At 70.9% G+C, this 22,053-nt stretch carries 15 protein-coding genes, 1 tRNA gene and 1 rRNA gene; 12 read left to right on the top strand and 5 right to left on the bottom strand.

Translation table 11 applies throughout. From position 1 onward, the window contains the following. The 4 genes from rrf to ACZ6JT_RS29790 all read left to right on the top strand — a co-directional run. Positions 1-93: ribosomal RNA gene (rrf, locus tag ACZ6JT_RS29805) — 5S ribosomal RNA — on the top strand; the annotation flags it as partial. 5 nt (positions 94-98) lie between these two features. Next, positions 99-174: transfer RNA gene (locus ACZ6JT_RS29800), tRNA-Thr, on the top strand. 158 nt (positions 175-332) lie between these two features. After that, positions 333-764, top strand: coding sequence for a hypothetical protein (locus tag ACZ6JT_RS29795; RefSeq protein WP_469214419.1), 432 nt, complete (start codon positions 333-335; stop codon positions 762-764). Positions 765-846: 82 nt separating this feature from the next. Next, on the top strand, positions 847-1,260 hold the full coding sequence (locus tag ACZ6JT_RS29790; protein ID WP_469214418.1) for a hypothetical protein: 414 nt from the start codon (positions 847-849) through the stop codon (positions 1,258-1,260). Between the two features lie 21 nt (positions 1,261-1,281). Here ACZ6JT_RS29790 and ACZ6JT_RS29785 read toward each other — a convergent pair. Then, a protein-coding gene (locus ACZ6JT_RS29785) for an IS5 family transposase (protein WP_469214459.1) occupies positions 1,282-2,225 on the bottom strand; the annotation gives its coding sequence in 2 pieces (ribosomal slippage) (positions 1,282-1,883 and positions 1,883-2,225; 945 coding nt in all). Positions 2,226-2,278: 53 nt separating this feature from the next. Next, the gene (locus tag ACZ6JT_RS29780; protein WP_469214415.1) at positions 2,279-4,864 is read right to left on the bottom strand and encodes a SpoIIE family protein phosphatase; all 2,586 of its coding nucleotides are present in this window, start codon (positions 4,862-4,864) and stop codon (positions 2,279-2,281) included. Positions 4,865-5,030: 166 nt separating this feature from the next. On the opposite strand from ACZ6JT_RS29780, the gene ACZ6JT_RS29775 reads away from it, so the two are divergent. From ACZ6JT_RS29775 to ACZ6JT_RS29740, 8 genes are all read left to right on the top strand, one after another. Further along, positions 5,031-10,565, top strand: a complete 5,535-nt coding sequence (locus ACZ6JT_RS29775; RefSeq protein ID WP_469214413.1) for a HAMP domain-containing protein — start codon at positions 5,031-5,033, stop codon at positions 10,563-10,565. A gap of 273 nt (positions 10,566-10,838) precedes the next feature. Then, positions 10,839-11,525: a response regulator gene (locus ACZ6JT_RS29770; RefSeq protein ID WP_469214411.1), complete on the top strand. Its 687-nt coding sequence runs from the start codon at positions 10,839-10,841 to the stop codon at positions 11,523-11,525. Positions 11,526-11,640: 115 nt separating this feature from the next. Continuing rightward, positions 11,641-14,454: a DNA translocase FtsK gene (locus ACZ6JT_RS29765; RefSeq protein WP_469214409.1), complete on the top strand. Its 2,814-nt coding sequence runs from the start codon at positions 11,641-11,643 to the stop codon at positions 14,452-14,454. 220 nt (positions 14,455-14,674) lie between these two features. Next, positions 14,675-15,574, top strand: coding sequence for a helix-turn-helix domain-containing protein (locus tag ACZ6JT_RS29760; protein ID WP_376620006.1), 900 nt, complete (start codon positions 14,675-14,677; stop codon positions 15,572-15,574). A 126-nt stretch (positions 15,575-15,700) separates the two neighbouring features. Further along, positions 15,701-17,188 carry a 30S ribosomal protein S12 methylthiotransferase RimO gene (rimO, locus tag ACZ6JT_RS29755; RefSeq protein WP_469214407.1) on the top strand — a complete coding sequence of 496 codons (1,488 nt, stop codon included), beginning with the start codon at positions 15,701-15,703 and terminating at the stop codon, positions 17,186-17,188. Further along, complete coding sequence (gene pgsA, locus ACZ6JT_RS29750) at positions 17,185-17,841, top strand: CDP-diacylglycerol--glycerol-3-phosphate 3-phosphatidyltransferase (protein ID WP_469214405.1); 657 nt, start codon at positions 17,185-17,187, stop codon at positions 17,839-17,841. The genes rimO and pgsA overlap by 4 nt, the downstream gene beginning before the upstream one ends. An 85-nt stretch (positions 17,842-17,926) precedes the next feature. After that, positions 17,927-18,436: a CinA family protein gene (locus ACZ6JT_RS29745; RefSeq protein WP_469214457.1), complete on the top strand. Its 510-nt coding sequence runs from the start codon at positions 17,927-17,929 to the stop codon at positions 18,434-18,436. Between the two features lie 109 nt (positions 18,437-18,545). Next, positions 18,546-18,926 carry a helix-turn-helix domain-containing protein gene (locus ACZ6JT_RS29740; RefSeq protein ID WP_030012484.1) on the top strand — a complete coding sequence of 127 codons (381 nt, stop codon included), beginning with the start codon at positions 18,546-18,548 and terminating at the stop codon, positions 18,924-18,926. Between the two features lie 483 nt (positions 18,927-19,409). On the opposite strand, the gene ACZ6JT_RS29735 is transcribed toward ACZ6JT_RS29740, so the two are convergent. The 3 genes from ACZ6JT_RS29735 to ACZ6JT_RS29725 form a co-directional block, all read right to left on the bottom strand. After that, entirely contained in the window at positions 19,410-20,180 is a 771-nt protein-coding gene (locus tag ACZ6JT_RS29735) for an SDR family NAD(P)-dependent oxidoreductase (protein ID WP_469214403.1), read from the bottom strand. Between the two features lie 64 nt (positions 20,181-20,244). After that, complete coding sequence (locus ACZ6JT_RS29730) at positions 20,245-21,039, bottom strand: Fpg/Nei family DNA glycosylase (protein WP_469214402.1); 795 nt, start codon at positions 21,037-21,039, stop codon at positions 20,245-20,247. A gap of 166 nt (positions 21,040-21,205) precedes the next feature. Continuing rightward, a complete protein-coding gene (locus tag ACZ6JT_RS29725; RefSeq protein ID WP_469214400.1) occupies positions 21,206-21,901 on the bottom strand; it encodes a hypothetical protein in 696 nt (231 codons plus the stop codon). Positions 21,902-22,053: the final 152 nt, after the last annotated feature.

The following is a 22,053-nucleotide window of genomic DNA, read 5'->3' as shown; positions in this document are numbered from 1 at the left end:
ACGCCCGGTTACATTCCGAACCCGGAAGCTAAGCCTTTCAGCGCCGATGGTACTGCAGGGGGGACCCTGTGGGAGAGTAGGACGCCGCCGAACAACCCGCCCTTTTAGCTCAGTCGGTAGAGCGTCTCCATGGTAAGGAGAAGGTCAACGGTTCGATTCCGTTAAAGGGCTCCAACAAAGAAGGCCCCCGCCATTTGGCGGGGGCCTTCTTGCGTTTCCGGGCCGTGCTTCCGGCGCTGTCAAGTCCCGACTTTCCGGGCCGTGACCCGGGAGCTCGGGCGGGGCGCAATGGAGTGGACCGTCCGATCTCCCGAGCTGCGGAAGGACCCTTCATGACCATCGCAAAGTTCCGACGCTTCGTCCTCGTCCTCGTGGTCGCCCTGGGCGCCGGCGGCGTCTCCCTGTCCTCCTCGGCGTCGGCCGCCCCGAGCACCGCGCCCGCGCGGCCGACCTCCGACGCCGACGATCCCGTCGGCCGCTACAAGATCCTCACGGACCTCGCCCGGGGAGGGTTCGGCGGAGACATCGATTTCGGGCTCGGCCGGGGCGGGCAGGACGCGACAGGCGGGGACACCGATCCCGGGCTCCCGGGCGGCAGTAACGGGGCGACCGGCGGCGACACCGATCCCGGGTCCACCGGTTCGAGTGACGCGGCTCGCGGCGGCGACACCGACTTCGGTGGTGGAAGTGGCGGCGTGCCCTCGGACGACTTCGACTACGGCGTCTGGGTCGGCCCGCCCACCCGCGGTCCCCTCGTGAACTGAGACCGCCGACTAGGAGCTGTCCGGCCGATCTAGAGGCGAATCGGTGTGGCCCGTTGGGCAGCTCGGCTGGGAGGGTGGGTGCATGAGTGACCTGGATGTGACGTCAGCTCCGCCCGGCCGTGTGGAGGTGGCTGCTCAGTGGAATGCACTGGCTCGGGGGGAGGTGACCCGCGAAGCGATGCATGCGTGGGTGGTTCCATGGGTGGAGGGCGAAGGAGCGTTCGCTGACTTCGAGGACCCTTTGGTCGAAACGGCCCTGCAGCACCTGCACGGTTTCGACCTTTGCCAGGATCCAGGCCGTCCCGGTGTCGTCTGGCACGGCACATCGGGTGAGGGCGAGTGGTACCACTCGCTCGATGACATCACCGGCGGCCTCATCCGATGGAAGGATAACTGCGCTCTCTACGATGCTGATCCGCAGGGCTGGCTCCACATGGTGCGTGAGCGGGCACGAGCGTTCATCCAGACTGCGGAAGCGAAGCACAGGCAATGTTGACCGCTCGGGCAGGCGCTGTGGTCACGACCGGATCCAGATGACGAGTGCGGCTGCCGTGACGGTGCGGAGGAAGACGTAGCCGCGCTTGTCGTAGCGCGTGGCCACTGCGCGGTAGTTCTTCAGCTTGTTGCTGGCCCGTTCGACGGTGTTGCGCTTCTTGTACCGTGCCTCGTCGAAGCCCGGTGGCCGCCCGCCGCGTGATCCTTTGCGCAGGCGGGCGGCCTGGCTGTCGGCCTTCTCCGGGACGGTGTGCCGGATGCCGCGCTGCCGCAAGTACTGACGACAAAGCCCGTTGCTGGAGGCCTTATCGGCTGCGACGCTGTCCGGCTTGTTGCGGGGCCGGCCGGGCCCCTGGCGGGGAACTCTGATCTTGGCCAGCACCGGCACGAACTGGGTGCAGTCGGCCCGCTGCCCGGGGGTGATGATCAGGGAAAGCGGGCGGCAGCGGCCGTCGGCGCTCAGGTGGATCTTGCTGGTGAAGCCGCCGCGCGAGCGGCCCAGGCCCTCACCTCCCGCACCACCTCCACCAGGCGGGCGACCAGGCTCTGCCACGGCGGTTCGCCCTGGTGTTCCACGACCTCGGCCCCCTTTGACTGCGTCAGGGCGGGTGGTGCAGCGGTTCAGGCGCCAGCCGCGTGCTGGTGGGCGCGCACGCTGGTGGAATCCACTGAGACATCCCAGTCGATCTCGCCGGCTGCGTCAGCCTCGGCCCGGACCTGTTGCAGAAGACGCTCCCACGTGCCGTCGGCCGACCACTGCCGGTCGCGCTCGTAGACGGTCTTCCAGGGACCGAACCGCTCCGGGAGATCACGCCAGTGCACACCGGTCCGCACCCGGTGCAGAATCCCGTCAATCACCTGACGGTGGTCGCGCCAACGCCCGCACCGGCCATTGCTCACCGGCAGGAACGGCCGCAGCCGTTCCCACTCGGCCTCCGACAACTCACCACGCCGATTTCCACCCATACGCAGAACAATGACCGGATGAGCAGCCAGTCGCATGATCGGCCGGACAGCTCCTAGTCGCCCGTGCGCTGTTCCGGGACGCGGAAGGCCAGGATGGCCATGTCGTCCGAGGCCGGCTCGGCCGCGAAGCGTTCCACGGCGCGCAGGACGCGCGAGGCGACCGCGCCCGCGGTGAGGCCCGTGCAGGTGGTGAGGACCTCCGCGAGGCCGTCGTCGCCGAGCATGCGGGTCCCCTCGCGGCGCTCGGTCACACCGTCGGTGACGCAGAGCAGGACGTCGCCGGGGTCGAGGGTGAGGGTCTGCTCGTACAGGTCCAGGTCTTCGATGACGCCCAGCAGCGGCTGCGGGTCCGCGGCCGCGTCGACCTGGCCGTTCGGGCGCAGACGGAGCGGGAGCGGGTGGCCCGCGCAGACGACCTTCATGAGGGCTCCGCCGTCGGGCTGGGGGTGGAGCTCTCCGTAGAGGAGGGTGAGGAAGCGGCTGCGGGCACCCTCGTCGAGGATGGCGGCGTTGAGGCGCTCGAGGACGGCCGGTCCGCCGAGGCCCTCGCGGGCCAGCAGGCGCAGCGCGTGCCGGGCGAGGCCGGTGACGGCGGCCGCCTCGGGGCCCGTACCGCAGACGTCGCCGATGGCGAAGCCGTACGCGCCGTCGCGGATCGGGAAGACGTCGTAGAAGTCGCCGCCCACCTCGTTCCCCTCGCCGGCGGCGCGGTAGATGACCTCGACCTCCATGCCGGGGATGGCGGGCGAGCCGGGCGGCAGCAAGCTGCGCTGGAGGGAGCGGCTGATCGCGGTGCGCTCGGAGTAGAGGCGGGCGTTGTCGAGGGCGAGAGCGGCCCGGCGGGACAGGTCCTCGGCGAGTTCTAGGATCTCCTGGCGGAAGTGCTCCTCGCGCGGCTTGCCGAGGGTAAGCATGCCGATCACGCGGTTGCGGGCGAGGAGTGGCAGGACCACGGTCTCCCCGCCGACCGCGAGGGTCGCCTCCGTCCAGGGGCGGGCGCCGGCCTCGCGGACCGGGTCGGGCGGGCTGACCCGGGAGAGCAGGGCCTTGAGGCCGTCGATGCGCTCCTCGTCCTCGTGGAGGACGTACGAGAGGTACGGGTCCGAGGACTGGTCGGCGATCGTGTAGACGGCGCACCAGGTGGCGAGGGTCGGGACGGTCATCTGGGCCATGAGCGCCAGCGTCTGGTCCCGGTCGAGGGTGCCGGCCAGCAGGTCGGAGGCCTCGACGAGGAAGGAGAGGGAGCCGCGGCGCAGCCGTTCCAGCTCGCCGAGGCGGGCGGACTCGACGGCGAGGGCGATGCGGTCGGCGGCGAACTGGAGGTGGAGTGCCTCTTCGTTGGAGTACCGGCCGGGGCTTTCGGCGGCGACGCCGAGGGAGCCGGTGAGCCGGCCCTCCACCTTGAGGGGGACGGTGACCGCGGAGCGCATGCCGGTGGCCTCCAGGAGCGGGACCGCTCCGGGGACCGCGGTGAGGTCGTCGTGGACGGCGGGCATGCGGGCGGAGCCGTAGCGGTTCGTGCCGGCCTCGACGGGGACGCGGGCGAAGCGCTGGCGGGTGGAGGGCAGGCCGGTGGTGGCGCGGACCTCGAGCTCCGTCTCGTCGTCGGTGGCGAGCAGCAGGAAGGCGGCGTCGGCGTCGAGGAGGTCGCGGGCGCGTTCGACGGTGCGCTGGAGGAGGCCGTCGAGGTCGTCGGGGGCGGGGGAGCCGATGAAGACCTCGAAGGGGTCCGCGGGGCGCGGATCGGTGAAGTGGCCGCTGTCGGTGACGGGCACCCGTACCGGGCTCTGGAGCAGCGCGCGCTCGTCGTCGTGGACGAGGAGGCAGACGGTGGACGGTTCGCCGTGGGCGTCGCGGACGCGCAGGTGGGAGGCGTAGACGGGGATGACGCGGCCGTCGGAGCCGCGGACCCCGTAGCTGCCCTCCCAGCGGGACAGGCGCAGGGCCTCGGCGATGCCGGTTCCGGTGCCGGGGGTCTGCGGCCAGGCCGCGAGCTCGGCGAGGGGGCGGCCGAGAGCCTTCTCGGCGGGGTAGCCGAAGACGTGCTCGGCGTCCTCGTTCCAGGCGGAGATGGTGTCGGCCGCGTCGATCTGGAGGACGGCGACGCGGACGCGGCTGTCGGCGAGCGGGAGCATGCGGTCCGGGACGACGGGGCCGGCGGAGCGGGTACCGACCGGCCGGTCTGGCAGGTCGAGGCGGAACCACACGTGTTTGTGGGTGGCCGTGTACTCGACGCCCCAGCGGGTGGCGAGGGCGGCGCAGAGCATCAGGCCGCGGCCGTTCTCGCTCTCGGCATCGGCGTACGGGCGCTCGTCGGGGTGCCGGAGCGGGAGGTCTCGCTCCGGGTAGCGGTCGGCGACCTCGACGCGTACGCCGTCCTCGGTGCGCAGGCACAGGACCTCGGCCCGGGTTCCGGCGTGGACCACGGCATTGGTGACGAGCTCGCTGGTGAGCACCACCGCGTCGTCGACGATGTCCGCGAAGCCCCAGCCCTGCAGGGTGTCGCGGACGAACGCGCGAGCGGCGGCGACCGAGCGCCCGAGGGGGTCGAAGCTGGCAGCCGCCCGTGCCGTGATCACGAATCTCCTTCGACGCGGTTGGACATCGGTTGCCAGGTTACTTACCTTCGCGGTCGGCATGGTGCCGTCGTCCGGGAATCCACCCGCAGGGTACGGCGGGTGTGCGATGGTGCCGAAGTGTTATGGCCGGGTTCGGCCAGGGTGAAACACTGGGCAGGCTTGAAGAGCCGGGCAGTGGTACTCGAAGCCCGGCGGAACAGCGGTCGACCCTTTCGGGAGGGACACGGTGGAGTCTGGCGCAGCGGTGCGGCGTACGGGAACGCGGCCGAAGGGCGGACGTCCCCGGCGCGGCGGCACGACGGAGGTCGATACCGCCGCTCTGAACCGGCTGCTCACGGCCCTGGTGTCGATGCGGGACGGGAACTTCCGCAAGCGGCTGACGGTGTCCGGCGAGGGCGTGATGGCGGAGATCGCCGCCGTCTACAACGAGGTCGCCGACCGCAATCTCCACCTGACCGGGGAGCTGTCCCGGGTGCGGCGGATGGTGGGCCGCGAGGGCAAGCTCAGCGAACGGCTGGAAACCGGTGCCTGTGAGGGCTCCTGGGCGGCCGCGATCGACGCCTCGAACCAGTTGGTGGACGATCTGGCCCGCCCGGTGTCCGAGGTGGGCCGGGTGCTGTCGGCGGTGGCCGAGGGCGATCTGGACCAGCGGATGGACCTGCGGACGCAGGCCGCCGAGGGGGCGGGGCATCCGCTGCGCGGCGAGTTCCTGAAGGTCGGGCGCACGGTCAACAACCTGGTCGACCAGTTGTCCGCGTTCACCGACGAGGTGACGCGGGTGGCGCTGGAGGTGGGCACCGAGGGCAAGCTGGGTGGCCAGGCCCAGGTGCGCGGTATGTCCGGTTCGTGGAAGGACCTGACCGACTCCGTCAACACCATGGCGTACCGGCTCACCGCTCAGGTGCGTGACATCGCCCTCGTCACGACGGCGGTCGCCAAGGGCGATCTGTCGCGCAAGGTCACGGTGCACGTGGCCGGCGAGATGCTCCAGCTGAAGAACACCGTGAACACGATGGTGGACCAGCTGTCGTCCTTCTCCTCCGAGGTGACCCGCGTCGCCCGTGAGGTGGGTACGGAGGGCGAGCTGGGCGGCCAGGCGAAGGTGCCCGGGGTCGCGGGTGTGTGGAAGGACCTGACGGACTCCGTCAACACCATGGCCGGCAACCTGACGGCCCAGGTGCGCGGGATCGCGCAGGTCACGACGGCGGTCGCGAACGGCGACCTGTCGCAGAAGGTGCGGGTCAGCGCGCGCGGCGAGGTGGCGCAGCTGGCCGAAACGATCAACCAGATGACGGAGACGCTGCGGACGTTCGCGGACGAGGTCACGCGGGTGGCCAGCGAGGTCGGTGCGAAGGGTCTGCTGGGCGGTCAGGCGCAGGTGCCTGGTGCGGCGGGGACGTGGAAGGACCTCACCGATTCGGTGAACACGGTCTTCCGCAACCTCACCACGCAGGTGCGGGACATCGCGCAGGTCACCACCGCCGTCGCCAACGGCGACCTGTCGCAGAAGGTCACGGTCGACGTGGCCGGCGAGATGCTGGAGCTGAAGAACACCGTCAACACGATGGTGGACCAGCTCCAGTCCTTCGGTGCCGAGGTGACGCGGGTGGCCCGCGAGGTCGGCGTCGAGGGCGAGCTGGGCGGTCAGGCGCAGGTGCCGGGTGCGGCGGGGACGTGGAAGGACCTCACCGATTCGGTGAACACCGCCTTCCGCAACCTGACCGGGCAGGTCCGCAACATCGCGCAGGTGACGACGGCGGTGGCCAACGGCGACCTGTCGCAGAAGGTCACCGTGGACGTCTCGGGCGAGATGCTCCAGCTGAAGAACACCGTGAACACGATGGTGGACCAGCTGTCCTCGTTCGCCGACCAGGTGACGCGGATGGCGCGGGACGTGGGTACGGAGGGCCGGCTCGGCGGCCAGGCACGGGTGGAGGGGGTCTCCGGCACGTGGAAGGAGCTCACCGACTCCGTCAACTTCATGGCCGGCAACCTGACCTCGCAGGTGCGCCAGATCGCCCAGGTGACGACGGCGGTGGCGCGGGGCGACCTGTCGCAGAAGATCGACGTGGACGCCCGGGGCGAGATCCTGGAGCTGAAGAACACCATCAACACGATGGTCGACCAGCTCTCCGCCTTCGCGGAGCAGGTGACCCGGGTGGCCCGGGACGTGGGTACGGAGGGCCGGCTCGGCGGGCAGGCGCAGGTGCCCGGGGTGGCCGGCGTATGGCGTGACCTGACGGACTCGGTGAACGGCATGGCCGGGAACCTGACCTCGCAGGTGCGCAACATCGCGCAGGTCGCGACGGCGGTGGCGCGCGGTGACCTGTCGCAGAAGATCGACGTGGACGCCCGGGGCGAGATCCTGGAGCTGAAGAACACCCTCAACACGATGGTCGACCAGCTCTCGAACTTCGCGGAGCAGGTGACGCGGGTGGCGCGCGAGGTGGGCACCGAGGGCATCCTCGGCGGTCAGGCGGAGGTGAAGGGGGTCTCCGGTACCTGGAAGGACCTCACGCAGTCCGTCAACTTCATGGCGAACAACCTGACGTCGCAGGTGCGCAACATCGCCGAGGTGACCACGGCCGTGGCCATGGGCGACCTCTCGAAGAAGATCACCGTCGACGCCAAGGGCGAGATCCTCGAACTGGTCACGACCGTGAACACGATGGTGGACCAGCTGTCCTCGTTCGCCGAGCAGGTGACGCGGGTGGCCCGTGAGGTGGGCTCCGAGGGCATCCTGGGCGGTCAGGCGCGGGTCCGGGGGGTGACCGGCATCTGGAAGGACCTGACCGACAACGTCAACCTGATGGCCAACAACCTGACCTCGCAGGTGCGCAACATCTCCCAGGTCTCGGCAGCGGTCGCCAACGGCGATCTGACGAAGAAGGTCACGGTCGAGGCGCGCGGCGAGGTCGCGCAGCTCGCCGACACGGTCAACACGATGGTGAAGACCCTGTCCTCGTTCGCCGACGAGGTGACGCGCGTGGCCCGTGAGGTGGGCACGGAGGGCCGCCTGGGCGGTCAGGCGCACGTTCCCGGGGTCTCGGGGACGTGGAAGGACCTCACCGACTCGGTGAACTTCATGGCCTCGAACCTCACCGGTCAGGTGCGGCAGATCGCCATGGTCACGACCGCCATCGCCAAGGGCGACATGACCAAGAAGATCGACATCGACGCCCGCGGCGAGATCCTGGAGCTCAAGACCACCATCAACACGATGGTCGACCAGCTGTCCTCGTTCGCCGACCAGGTGACGCGGGTGGCCCGCGAGGTGGGTACCGAGGGCATCCTGGGCGGCCAGGCGCGCGTCCGGGACGTCGACGGCACCTGGCGCGACCTGACCGAGTCCGTGAACGAGATGGCCGGGAACCTCACCCGGCAGGTGCGCGCGATCGCGGCCGTGGCCACCGCGGTGACCCGCGGTGACCTCAACCTGAAGATCGACGTGGACGCGGCGGGCGAGATCCAGGTCCTCCAGGACAACATCAACACGATGATCGCGAACCTGCGCGACACCACCTTGGCCAACAAGGAGCAGGACTGGCTCAAGGGCAACCTCGCCCGGATCTCCGCGCTGATGCAGGGCCGCCGGGAGCTCGACGACGTGGCCTCGCTGATCATGAGCGAGCTGACGCCGGTGGTCTCCGCGCAGCACGGCGCGTTCTTCCTGGCGCTGCCGACCGGCGGCACCACCGAGATCGGGACGGAGGGCGGCGCGGACGGCTCGTACGAGCTGCGGATGCGCGGGAGTTACGCGTACGCGGGCGGCCAGATGCCCATCTCCTTCCGGCCGGGGGAGGGGCTGATCGGGACCGTCGCCGAGGAGAAGCGGACGATCCTCGTCGAGAACACCCCGCCCGGTTACCTGAAGATCTCCTCGGGTCTGGGCGAGGCGCCGCCGGCGCACGTGATCGTGCTGCCGGTGCTCTTCGAGGGGAAGGTGCTCGGCGTCATCGAGCTGGCCTCGTTCACGCCGTTCACGCAGATCCAGAAGGACTTCCTCAGCCAGATCGCCGAGATGATCGGTACGAGCGTCAACACCATCAGCGTCAACTCCAAGACGGAGATGCTGCTGAAGCAGTCGCAGGAGATGACCGAGCAGCTGCGCGAGCGCTCGGACGAGCTGGAGAACCGGCAGAAGGCCCTGCAGGCCGCGAACGCGGAGCTGGAGGAGAAGGCCGAGCTGTTGGCCCAGCAGAACCGGGACATCGAGGTGAAGAACACCGAGATCGAGGAGGCCCGGCAGGTCCTGGAGGAGCGCGCCGAGCAGCTCGCGGTCTCGATGCGCTACAAGTCCGAGTTCCTGGCGAACATGTCGCACGAGCTGCGGACCCCGCTCAACTCGCTGTTGATCCTGGCCAAGCTGCTCGCCGACAACGCGGACGGCAACCTGTCGCCGAAGCAGGTCGAGTTCGCCGAGACCATCCACGGCGCGGGTTCGGACCTGCTGCAGCTGATCAACGACATCCTCGACCTGTCGAAGGTCGAGGCCGGGAAGATGGACGTCTCGCCGACCCGGATCGCGCTGGTCCAGCTCGTGGACTACGTGGAGGCCACCTTCCGGCCGCTGACGGCGGAGAAGGGCCTGGACTTCTCGGTCCGGGTCTCGCCGGAGCTGCCCGCGACCCTGCACACGGACGAGCAGCGGCTCCTCCAAGTGCTGCGCAACCTGCTGTCGAACGCGGTGAAGTTCACCGACGGCGGCGCGGTGGAGCTGGTGATCCGGCCGGCCGGGGCCGATGTGCCGACGGCGATCCGGGAGCAGCTGCTGGAGGCCGGTTCGCTGAGGGAGGCGGACGCGGACCTGATCGCCTTCTCGGTCACCGACACCGGGATCGGGATCGCGGCGAGTAAGATGCTGGTGATCTTCGAGGCGTTCAAGCAGGCGGACGGGACGACGAGCCGCAAGTACGGCGGCACCGGGCTGGGCCTGTCCATCAGCCGGGAGATCGCCCGGCTGCTGGGCGGGGAGATCCACGCGGCGAGCGAGCCCGGCCGCGGGTCCACCTTCACGCTGTACCTGCCGCTGCACCCGAGCGAGCTGCCTCCGCAGGGGTACGCGCCGCCCACGCCCGGGGGTGGCCGCGGCGAGCTGTACCGCAGGTCCCTGGACGGTGCGCGGCCGGTGCTGCCTTCGGCCCCGGCCGGGCCCGCCGCCGTACCGTCGGGGCCGTCCCAGCCGGCGCGGCCCGCGCTGTCGGCCGCCGAGCCGGGCGGGCCGGGGCAGAACGGCGGGGCGGCGCTGTTCCGGCGGCGGCGCAAGGCGCTGAGCGACCTGGAGCCGCGTACGGCGGTGCCGGGGCAGCCGAACGCGGTGGCGCCCGACGACGGCTGGGGCAGCGCGGAGGACGAACTTCCGGTGGTGCCCCGGACGTACGACTTCCACGGCGAGAAGGTGCTCATCGTGGACGACGACGTCCGCAACGTCTTCGCGCTCACCAGCGTGCTGGAGCAGCACGGACTGGCCGTGCTGTACGCGGAGAACGGGCGGGAGGGCATCGAAGTCCTGGAACAGCACGAGGACGTGACGGTCGTGCTGATGGACATCATGATGCCCGAGATGGACGGATACGCCACGACATCGGCGATCCGGCGGATGCCGCAGTTCGCGGGGCTGCCGATCATCGCGCTGACGGCGAAGGCGATGAAGGGCGACCGGGAGAAGGCGATCGACTCCGGTGCTTCCGACTATGTCACCAAGCCGGTCGACCCCGACTACCTTCTGTCGGTGATGGAACAGTGGATGCGGGGCAAGTGATCGCCGCGAGCGCGGTGCGTACCCATTGCTGACTCACTGTGGCCGGAGCGGTGTGGGACCCCGGTGAACGGGGAACCTTCTGCTCTCCCGCCACGTTTCTGCTTCGTGCACAGTGACATCCTGGTGACAGGGTGTGGCGATCTCGGGACTGGGGCTACGATGACCGGCACAAGGACGGACGGCGCGAGGATGCCGCCCTCTGGGGCGGGGCCCGGCGCACAGGCCGGAGCCAGGAGCCGGGGAGGCCCCGCGCCGGGGCGAGGAGGACAGGGCATGGTGCAGAAGGCCAAGATCCTCCTGGTCGACGACCGGCCGGAGAATCTGCTGGCGCTGGAGGCCATCCTCTCCGCGCTCGATCAGACACTGGTCCGGGCGTCGTCGGGGGAGGAAGCGCTCAAGGCGCTGCTGACGGACGATTTCGCGGTCATCCTGCTGGATGTCCAGATGCCGGGGATGGACGGTTTCGAGACGGCCGCGCACATCAAGCGGCGCGAGCGGACCCGGGACATCCCGATCATCTTCCTCACCGCGATCAACCACGGTCCGCACCACACCTTCCGCGGCTACGCGGCGGGTGCGGTCGACTACATCTCGAAGCCCTTCGACCCCTGGGTGCTGCGGGCCAAGGTCTCGGTCTTCGTGGAGCTGTACACGAAGAACTGCCAACTGCGGGAGCAGGCGGCCCTGCTCCGCCTCCAGCTGGAGGGCGGCAGCAGCTCCAACGGCGTGGACGCCGGCAAGGAGACGGCCGGGCTGCTGGCCGAGCTCTCCGCGCGGCTCGCGGCGGTCGAGGAGCAGGCCGAGGCGCTGACCAAGCAGCTCGGCGAGGACTCGGCCGACGCGGGCGTGGTGGCGACCGCGGCCCACCTGGAGCGCAAGCTCACCGGACTGCGGCGAGCGCTCGACGCGCTGGAGCCCGGGACCGCCGGAGGGGCTCCGGCCCTGCCGTCGCAGAACTGACCGCGCGGGCGTCGGCTCTGGCGGTGCGTCAAAGCGCCTGCGGAGCCGACGACACGAACGGGTGAAGGGGTGGGCACGCGTGTCCACCGGCGCGCGCACCGGTAACCTCGGGCCCATGGCCTCAAGTACGTCCGGCAAGGGTTCCCAGAGCACCGCGGGCACCGCGAAGGGCCGCACCGGCCGTACGACGGCGCCGGCCAAGAAGGCGGCCCCCGCACGCAAGCCCCCGGCGAAGAAGGCAGCGGCCGCCAAGCGCGCCCCGGCCAAGAAGGCCACGGCCAAGCCGGCGCCGTCCCCGACGGGAGGCGTGGTGCGGCTGGTGCGCGCGGTGTGGCTCGGCTGCGCGCACGCGGTCGGCGCGGTCTTCCGCGGGATCGGCCAGGGGGCCAGGAACCTCGACCCCGCCCACCGCAAGGACGGCGTCGCGCTGCTGCTGCTCGCCCTGGCGCTGATCGTGGCCGCCGGTACCTGGTCGAACCTGAGCGGTCCGGTCGGGGATCTGGTGACCATGCTGGTCACCGGTGCCTTCGGGCGACTGGATCTGCTCGTGCCGATCCTGCTCGGCGTCATGGCGGTACGTTTCATCCGCCATCCCGAGCAGACCGACGCCAACGGCCGCATCGGCATCGGGCTCTCCGCCCTCGTCATCGGGGTCCTGGGCCTGGTCCACATCGCCTGCGGGGCGCCCGGCCGCGACGAGGGCACCACCGCGATGCAGAACGCGGGCGGACTCGTCGGCTGGGCCGCCTCCAAGCCGCTGATCTTCACCATGGGCGCGCCGCTGGCCGTGCCCATGCTGGTGCTGCTCACCATCTTCGGGCTGCTGGTGGTCACCGCGACCCCGGTCAACGCGATCCCGCAGCGGCTGCGCAGGCTCGGCATCCGGCTCGGGATCATCGCCCCGAACGCCTACGACGAGGGGTACGCGGAGGCCGAGGGCGCCGCCGACCGCCGGGACCGGCGGGACCGTCACGATGCGGAGCAGTGGCGGGCCCGTACGGGCGCGTTCGCCGGCTCCGACGACCCGGCGGACGCCGCCGAGGAGGAGGCGCTGGCCCGTCGGCGCCGGCCGCGCAGGAGCTCCGCCCGGCCGGCCATGGACCGGGAGATGGACGCCGTCGACGTGGCCGCGGCGGCCGCCGCCGCGCTGGACGGGGTGGTCTACGGCGGCCTGCCGCCCTCGCCGCTCGTCGCCGACCTCACGCACGGCATCACCGCCGAGCGGGAGAGCGCGGAGATCACCGCGCCCGTGCCGACCGCCCGCGGGGAGCGCCCCGCAGCACCCGTCGCCGCAGAGGCCCCCGAGGCCCCGACCGCGCCCGAGGCCCCCGCGGAACAGCCGCACGCCACCACCGCCGCGGCCTCCGGAACGCTGTCGGTGCCCGACCTGACCAAGGCGCCGCCGCAGGCCCAGGCGCTGCCGCCGCGCGCCGAGCAGCTCCAGCTGCGCGGGGACATCACGTACGCCCTGCCCTCGCTGGACCTGCTGGAGAAGGGCGGGCCCGGCAAAACGCGCAGCGCCGCCAACGACGCGGTGGTCGCCTCGCTGCGCAACGTGTTCAGCGAGTTCAAGGTCGACGCCGACGTCACCGGCTTCACCCGGGGGCCGACGGTGACCCGGTACGAGGTCACCCTCGGCGCCGCGGTCAAGGTCGAGCGGATCACCGCCCTGACCAAGAACATCGCCTACGCCGTGGCCTCGCCGGACGTGCGGATCATCAGCCCGATCCCGGGCAAGTCGGCGGTCGGCATCGAGATCCCGAACACCGACCGCGAGATGGTCAACCTGGGCGACGTCCTGCGACTCGCGGACGCGGCCGAGGACGACCACCCGATGCTGGTCGCGCTCGGCAAGGACGTCGAGGGCGGCTACGTCATGGCCAACCTCGCCAAGATGCCGCACGTGCTGGTGGCCGGCGCCACCGGTTCCGGAAAGTCCTCCTGCATCAACTGCCTGATCACCTCCGTGATGGTCCGGGCGACCCCGGAGGACGTGCGGATGGTGCTCGTCGACCCCAAGCGGGTCGAGCTGACGGCGTACGAGGGCATCCCGCACCTGATCACGCCGATCATCACCAACCCCAAGCGGGCCGCCGAGGCGCTCCAGTGGGTCGTGCGCGAGATGGACCTGCGCTACGACGACCTGGCCGCCTTCGGCTACCGGCACATCGACGACTTCAACCAGGCCATCCGGGACGGCAAGATCAAACTGCCGCCGGGCAGCGAGCGGGAGCTCAGCCCGTACCCGTACCTGCTGGTGATCGTCGACGAGCTGGCCGACCTGATGATGGTGGCCCCGCGCGACGTCGAGGACTCGATCGTCAGGATCACCCAGCTGGCCCGCGCGGCCGGCATCCACCTGGTGCTCGCCACCCAGCGGCCCTCGGTGGACGTCGTCACCGGCCTGATCAAGGCGAACGTGCCCTCGCGCCTGGCCTTCGCCACCTCCTCGCTCGCCGACAGCCGGGTCATCCTCGACCAGCCGGGCGCCGAGAAGCTCATCGGCAAGGGCGACGGGCTCTTCCTGCCGATGGGCGCCAACAAGCCGGTCCGCCTCCAGGGAGCCTTCGTCACCGAGGACGAGATCGCCGGGATCGTCCAGCACTGCAAGGACCAGATGGCGCCCGTCTTCCGGGAGGACGTCACCGTCGGGCAGAAGCAGAAGAAGGAGATCGACGAGGACATCGGCGACGACCTGGACCTGCTGTGCCAGGCGGCGGAGCTGGTGGTCACCACGCAGTTCGGCTCGACCTCGATGCTCCAGCGCAAGCTGCGGGTGGGCTTCGCCAAGGCCGGGCGGCTGATGGACCTCATGGAATCGCGGGGGATCGTCGGCCCGAGCGAGGGTTCGAAGGCGCGCGACGTCCTGCTGAAGGCCGACGAGCTGGACGACGTGCTCGCGGTCATCCGCGGCGAGGCGCATCCGTAACCAAATTCCGGGCAACCGTTTCCCTTGGGCCCACGTCCAGTTGAAGGGAGGTAGTGGTACCGCGCACGACCCCGTGTACGGCGTCGGTCCGCCACGCCGGAGCGGACCTCCCTTCGCCATTCGTATGGCGTATGAAGTGCACCCTCCGGTTGCTCCACCCTTTCGTCACCCCCCTAGACTGGACATCCAGCAGGTGGCTACACGCTCGAAAGGCGCCCACGTGTCCATCGGCAACGCCAACTCCCCCGAAGAAGAGCGGCCTTCGACCGACGACCGGTCCGAGGACCGCATCGTCGAACGACCCGTCGAGACCCCGTCCATCGGGACCGCCCTCAAGAAGGCCCGCATCGCCGCCGGGCTCACCGTCGACGAGGTCAGTTCCATCACCCGCGTGCGCATCCCGATCGTGCACGCGATCGAAGAGGACGACTTCACGCGGTGCGGCGGCGACGTGTACGCCCGCGGTCACATCCGTACGCTCGCCCGCGCCGTCCACCTCGACCCGGTACCCCTGGTCGAGAGCTACGACGCGGCCCACGGCGGCCGGCCGGCACCCACGCCCGCCGCGCCGATGTTCGACGCCGAGCGCATCCGTCCCGAACGGCAGCGGCCCAACTGGACCGCGGCCATGGTCGCCGCCATCGTCGCCGTGATCGGCTTCGTGGGCTTCACCGCCTTCAGCGGCGGCGACGCGAAGGACAAGCGCCCGGTGGCGGAAGGTTCCGCCGCCCCGAAGCCGGCAGCACCCAAGCAGACCGGGGGCAAGCCGGCCGCGCAGCCCCAGCAGACCCCGGCCGCGCCCAAGCCGGAGCCCTCGGACAGCGCGATCGCCGCCGCGCCCAAGGACCTCGTCACGGTCGTCCTGACGGCCGACACCGGCGAGAGCTGGATCTCCGCGAAGGACTCCACCGGCCGGCTGCTCTTCGACGGCACCCTCACGCAGGGTCAGTCCAAGACCTTCACGGACAAGGAGTCCGTCGACCTCGTGCTCGGCGACGCCGGGGCCGTGAAGCTCTTCGTGAACGGCAAGGAGATCAAGGACGACTTCCAGCCGGGGCAGGTGGAACGTCTCACATACACCAAGGCGGATCCTCTTCAGGATCAGCCCCAGGCGGGCTGAGCGGAGGCCGCCCCCGGGCGGAACAGGGAATTCCGGATCCCCGGGGTGCTGCGCCGCACCCCGGGGATCTTGCTGTACGGGGACTTGCGGCTGGGGCCGACGCCGGGACGAAGTAGTCTTGAGTCCATGCCCGAACGCCGTACCGTCGCCCTTGTCACTCTTGGCTGCGCCCGTAACGAGGTGGACTCGGAGGAGCTCGCAGGCCGCTTGGCGGCGGATGGCTGGGAGCTCGTCGAGGACGCCGCCGACGCGGACGTAGCCGTCGTCAACACCTGCGGCTTCGTCGAAGCCGCCAAGAAGGACTCCGTAGACGCCCTCCTGGAAGCCAACGATCTCAAGGATCACGGCAAGACCCAGGCGGTCGTCGCCGTCGGCTGCATGGCCGAGCGCTACGGCAAGGAGCTCGCCGAAGCCCTTCCGGAAGCCGACGGAGTCCTCGGTTTCGACGACTACGCCGACATCTCCAACCGCCTCCAGACCATCCTGAACGGTGGCAGCGTGGAGGCCCACACCCCGCGCGACCGGCGCAAGCTGCTGCCGATCAGCCCCGCGGAGCGGCAGAGCGCCGACGTGGCCCTGCCGGGCCACGCCCAGGAGCCCGCCGAGGGCCCCGCCGACCTGCCCACCGGACTCGCGCCCGCCTCCGGGCCGCGCGCACCCCTGCGCCGCCGCCTGGACAAGAGCCCCGTGGCCTCGGTCAAGCTGGCCTCCGGCTGCGACCGGCGCTGCTCCTTCTGCGCCATCCCGTCCTTCCGCGGCTCCTTCATCTCCCGCCGCCCCAGCGACGTGCTGGGCGAGACCCGCTGGCTCGCCGAGCAGGGCGTCAAGGAGGTCATGCTGGTCTCCGAGAACAACACCTCGTACGGCAAGGACCTCGGCGACATCCGGCTGCTGGAGAGCCTGCTGCCCGAGCTGGCCGCGGTCGACGGCATCGAGCGCGTGCGCGTGAGCTACCTGCAGCCCGCCGAGATGCGGCCGGGCCTGATCGACGTACTCACCTCCACCCCCAAGGTCGTCCCGTACTTCGACCTGTCCTTCCAGCACTCGGCCCCCGACGTGCTGCGGGCCATGCGCCGCTTCGGTGACACCGACCGCTTCCTGGAGCTGCTGGACACCATCCGGAGCAAGGCCCCGCAGGCCGGTGTGCGGTCCAACTTCATCGTCGGCTTCCCCGGCGAGAAGGAGTCGGACTTCGCCGAGCTGGAGCGTTTCCTCACCCACGCGCGGCTCGACGCCATCGGCATCTTCGGCTACTCCGACGAGGACGGCACCGAGGCCGTCGGCTACGACCACAAGCTGGACGAGGAGACCATCGCCGAGCGGCTGGCGCACATGCAGCGGCTCGCCGAGGAGCTCACCTCGCAGCGCGCCGAGGAGCGGATCGGAGAGACCCTGGAGGTACTCGTCGAGTCCGTGGAGAGCGTCGACGAGGACGGCGACGGGGCTTACGGGCGCGCCGCCCACCAGGCCCCCGAAACCGACGGCCAGGTCGTCTTCACGGACAGCACGGGCCTGGTCCCCGGACGTATCGTCACGGCGAAGGTGGTCGGCACCCTCGGTGTGGACCTGGTGGCGGAGCCCCTGGGCATGGATCTTGAGGAGGCGGCCGGATGACCGGAGTCCCGGCATCTGCGGCGGGCGGGACCGATCGCCGGCCCGTACCCGGCGCGAAGCTGGGGGCCGCGGCGGTCAATCAGGCCAGCCTCTGGAACATCGCCAACATCCTGACGATGATCCGGCTCGTCCTGGTGCCGGGATTCGTCTTCCTGCTGCTCGCCGAGGGCGGCTACGACCCGGCGTGGCGCGCCTGGGCCTGGGCGGCGTTCGCCGTCGCCATGATCACGGACATCTTCGACGGGCACCTGGCCCGCACGTACAACCTGGTCACGGACTTCGGCAAGATCGCCGACCCCATCGCCGACAAGGCGATCATGGGGTCGGCGCTGATCTGCCTCTCCTGGCTCGGTGACCTCCCCTGGTGGGTGACGGGGGTCATCCTCGGGCGGGAGCTCGGGATCACGCTCCTGCGCTTCTGGGTCATCCGCTACGGGGTGATTCCGGCCAGCCGCGGCGGCAAGCTCAAGACCCTGGCGCAGGGCACGGCTGTGGGCATGTACGTGCTCGCGCTGACCGGGGCGCTGGCGACGATGCGCTTCTGGGTGATGGCGATCGCCGTCGTGCTGACCGTGGTCACCGGTTTGGACTACATCCGGCAGGCGGTCGTCCTGCGTCGCCAGGGTCTCGAGGCGGAGCGGGCCGCGAAGTGACCTACGGGGCGGGGGATTCCTTCCGGTGACCGGAGGCGGAGCGGAGACGTCCGGCGGGGTCGGCGCGGCCGGGTCGATCGATCGTGTGTTCGAGTTGGCCGCGGAGGCGCTGCGTCTGCTCACGGAAAGTGACCAGACGCTCGCCGTGGCGGAATCCCTGACCGGCGGCATGGTGGCCGCCGAGCTCACGGCGGTCCCCGGCGCCTCGCAGTCCTTCCGCGGATCGGTCACGGCGTACGCCACGGAGATCAAGCACCGCGTCCTCGGGGTGGACGCGGAGCTGCTCGCGGCGGAAGGCGCGGTGAACGCGCAGGTCGCGGCGGAGATGGCCGCCGGTGTGCGGCGGGTGATGGGCGCTTCGTGGGGAATCGCGACCACGGGGGTGGCGGGTCCGCAGCCGCAGGACGGGCAGCCGGTCGGCACGGTTTTCGTCGCGGTGGACGGCCCGGGGGGCAGGAAAACGGTCCGGCTGAGGTTGAACGGCTCCCGTGCGGAAATTCGTAGGGAGAGTGCACGCACAGTGCTCGAGCTTCTCTCAGGCCAACTCCGTGAGAATGCGCGGAGGCAGGATACGGAACAGAACGGGGGGATTTGATGTTTGCAGCCCTGAGTGAACACGACATCGCTCCCCGCACGGCCGCGGCGCGAGGCGGTACGGTGGGGCGTGAAGGATGCGGCTACACGGTCAGAGGAGGGAGCCACCGATGATTCTGCTCCGTCGCCTGCTGGGTGACGTGCTGCGTCGGCAGCGCCAGCGCCAGGGCCGTACTCTGCGCGAAGTCTCCTCGTCGGCCCGAGTTTCGCTCGGCTATCTCTCCGAGGTGGAGCGGGGGCAGAAGGAGGCATCCTCCGAGCTGCTCTCCGCGATCTGCGACGCGTTGGACGTACGGATGTCCGAGTTGATGCGCGAAGTCAGTGACGAACTGTCGCTGGCCGAGCTGGCACAGTCGGCCGCGGCAAGCGAACCGGTGAGCGTACCGGTCCGCCCGATGCTCAATTCGGTCTCCATGGCTTCGGTCACGGGTGGACCGGAGCGGGTGACCATCAAGGCGCCTGCGGAAGCGGTGAATGTCGTAGCCGCGTGAGCGAGCACGTGAGCGTTTGAGCGTGGCCGGAGCCCCGGCCGGTGCGTGAAGCACCGGCCGGGGCTCCCGGCCGTTCTGGGTGCGGTGCCGGGGGCGGTGCGGGAGGATGGGGCAGTCCGGGTCCCGGCCCCCAGGCTCCGTCTGGGGGGACCCCCAGGGAGGCAGCCGTGCGGCGGTTACCGCGCATACCTGCGGCATTGGCCCTCGCGCTGACGGTGGGGGTGCTGTGGTGGTGGGCCGTGCTGCGGCTGGTACTGGCGCCCGAGGAGTCCGGGGCGGTCGAGGGCGCGGTGGCGGTGGGCGGCTGGGGGCTGGGGCTGCTGCCGGTGCACTGCGTGCCGGGCCCGGTGCGCAAGGCCCGGCGGCCGGCGCGTGCCGGCGTCCGCGGCGGAGCCGCCGGGGGATCGGGCGGGTCGGGGGGCCCGGGGGGCTCCGGAGACGCGGCTGGTGCGTCCGGTGGGGGTGGCTCGGGTGGTGCCGGGTCTACCACGGCATCGACACGCCCCCGTTGGGGCGAAGGATCTGGCCCGTCATGAAGGACGAGGCGTCCGAGGCCAGGTAGAGGACCGCCTGGGCGATGTCCTCGGGCTCGCCGACCCGGCGCAGGGGGGACATGCGGACCATCGCCGCTTCGGTCTGCTCCTGGGCCTCGGGGCCGTGGCGGCCGGTCATCGGGGTGCGGATCCAGCCGGGGGCGACGGCGTTGACGCGTATGCCGTGCGGGCCGGCCTCGGTGGCGAGGGTCTTGGTCAGCTGGACCACGGCGGCCTTGGCGGCGCTGTAGCAGAGCAGGCCGGGCTGGGCGGCGTCCACGGCCCCTGAGGCCATGGTGACGATGGAGCCGCGGCGCCCCGCCGCGATCATGCTGCGGGCGGCCTCCTGGCAGGTGCGCAGCACCCCCTTGAAATTGACGTCCAGCACCCGGTCGAGGTCCTCGTCGGTCGTCTCCAGGACGCTGCTCGTGTGCATGACTCCGGCGATGGCGGCCGTGATGTCGAGCGGGCCCGCCGCAGTCACGGCCGCCCGCAGCGCGGCCCGGTCGGTGACGTCGAGGGGATGGACGCCGGCGGCGCCGCCGGCCTTGGTGACGAGGGCGGCCGTCTCGGCGAGGCCCTGCTCGTCGCGGTCCGCGCAGTGGACGTGCGCGCCCGCCTCGGCGAGGAGGACGGCGGTGGCGCGGCCGATGCCGCTGGCGGCGCCGGTGACCAGGGCGGTGCGGCCGGTGAGGGCGTACGAGGCTGTGGGTGTGGGCATGCCGGGACGGTACGACTGGATCTGACGGACCGTCAACCAGTGCGTCCCGTCGCCTGGACACCGCCTACGGTGTGGGCCCCGGCTGGCAGCGGGGGCACCAGTAGGTGGGGCGGTCGTCCTGCTGGGCCTTGCGGACGGGGGTGCCGCAGCGCAGGCACGGGCGGTGGGCGCGGCCGTAGACGAAGAGGTCCTGGCCGGGCCGGTGCAGGCCGGTGGTGTTGCGGGGCCCCGGCCGCGCGCCGGTGTTCGCGGACAGCAGCCGGTGGGCGGCGGCGGCCAGGCGCGGCAGGGTCGCCTCGGGGAGCGCGCCGACCGGTGTCCACGGGGTGACTCCCGCCAGGAAGCAGAGCTCGGCCTTGTAGATGTTGCCGATCCCGGCGAGGTTGCGCTGGTCGAGCAGGGCCTCGCCGAGGGGGCGCTCGGGGGCGGCGAGCAGGTTGGCGGCGGCTCGCGCGGGATCCCAGTCCGGGCCGAGGAGATCGGGGCCGAGGTGGCCCACGACCTGGTCCTCATCGGCGGTGCGGATCAGTTCCAGGACGGGGAGGCGGTAGCCGACGGCGGTGTGCCCGTCGGTGCCGAGGACGGCGCGGATCTCGTGGACGGGGCCGCCGCGCCACTTCTGGCCGGTGGCGAAGACGTGCCAGGCGCCGTCCATGCGGAGGTGACTGTGCAGGGTCAGGCCGCCCTCGAAGCGGGCGAGGAGGTGTTTGCCGCGGGGGGTGACGTCGAGGGTGACGCGGCCGGTGAGGTCGGCGGTGGCGAAGCGGGGGACGCGCAGGTCGCTGCGGGTGAGTTCGCGGCCTGCCAGGGCGGCGTGGAGACGAGTCGCCGCGCGCCGGATGCTGTCGCCTTCGGGCATGGGGCCATTCTCACTCGCCGACGGCCCGGGTGAGTGCGGGAGCCCCTGCGGCGGGGTGCGGCCGCAGGGGCTCTCTTCCGGATCAGGACGGCCGCGGGACGGCCGGGGTGGGCAGGGGTGGGTCAGGAGCCGGGTGAGGGGCCGGAGGCGCCGAAGGGGCCGCTCGTCACTTCCAGACGAGACCCTTGTTCGGGTAGCCGTACGGGTTGCCCCAGTACTCGGCGGCGCTGACCTTCGTCTGGGCCGACGGGGCGAGGGCCACCGCGCAGCTGGTCTGCGTCTGGCCGTTGACGAACCCCTTCGGCAGCGACTCGTTCGGGCACTTCTCGAACTTGCCTATGATCGAGACGCGCTGAGCCTCGGTGCCGTCCCCGAGCAGGCCCTTGACCTGGGTCACGGACGAGAAGGACAGGTCCGTGGTGCCGGTGTTCTTGACCGAGTAGCGGATGTAGTACGGGATCATCCCCTTCACCTTGTCGCCGAGCTTGAGCGGGTCCAGGTCGGCGGGGTTGCCCTGCTCGATCGCGGTGACCGTGAGGGCGATCTGGCCGCCCTTGTTGTTTCCGTAGCTGAACGGGACCTCCGCGGCCTCGCCGATCTTGAAGGTCTGGCCGGACTTCGCCGTGCCGTTCGCCCCGGCGGGAGCCTCGCTGCCACCCGTGGAGGGGGCGGCGGCGCTGGGGCTGGCCGACGCGGACGGGCCGTCGGGCGCGGCGGACGGGGCTGCGGCCGAGGCGGAACCGCTCGGCTGCGCCGGGGCCAGCTCCTCGTTGCCGTTCTTGCAGCCCGTCAGGGCCAGGGTGCCGGCGACCGCCAGGACGACCGCGCCGAGGGTGGTGGTACGCATGCTGATGGTGCTCACTCTTCTACTCCCCCATGACTGTGCATCGCCAACGCAATGCCTGTGATCATCTTGATAAAGGACGAGTAAGCGGATGTGCCAGCCCAGAGGGCGGGCCACGACGGTTCTGTGACATGTCCAGGACGTGAGCGGAACAGTCGGCGCCGATTTGC

It is taken from the genome of Streptomyces sp. NPDC046308 (assembly GCF_055588065.1).
The sequence above is the reverse complement of the archived record's forward strand: the minus strand, read 5'-3'. Positions and strand labels throughout refer to the sequence as shown.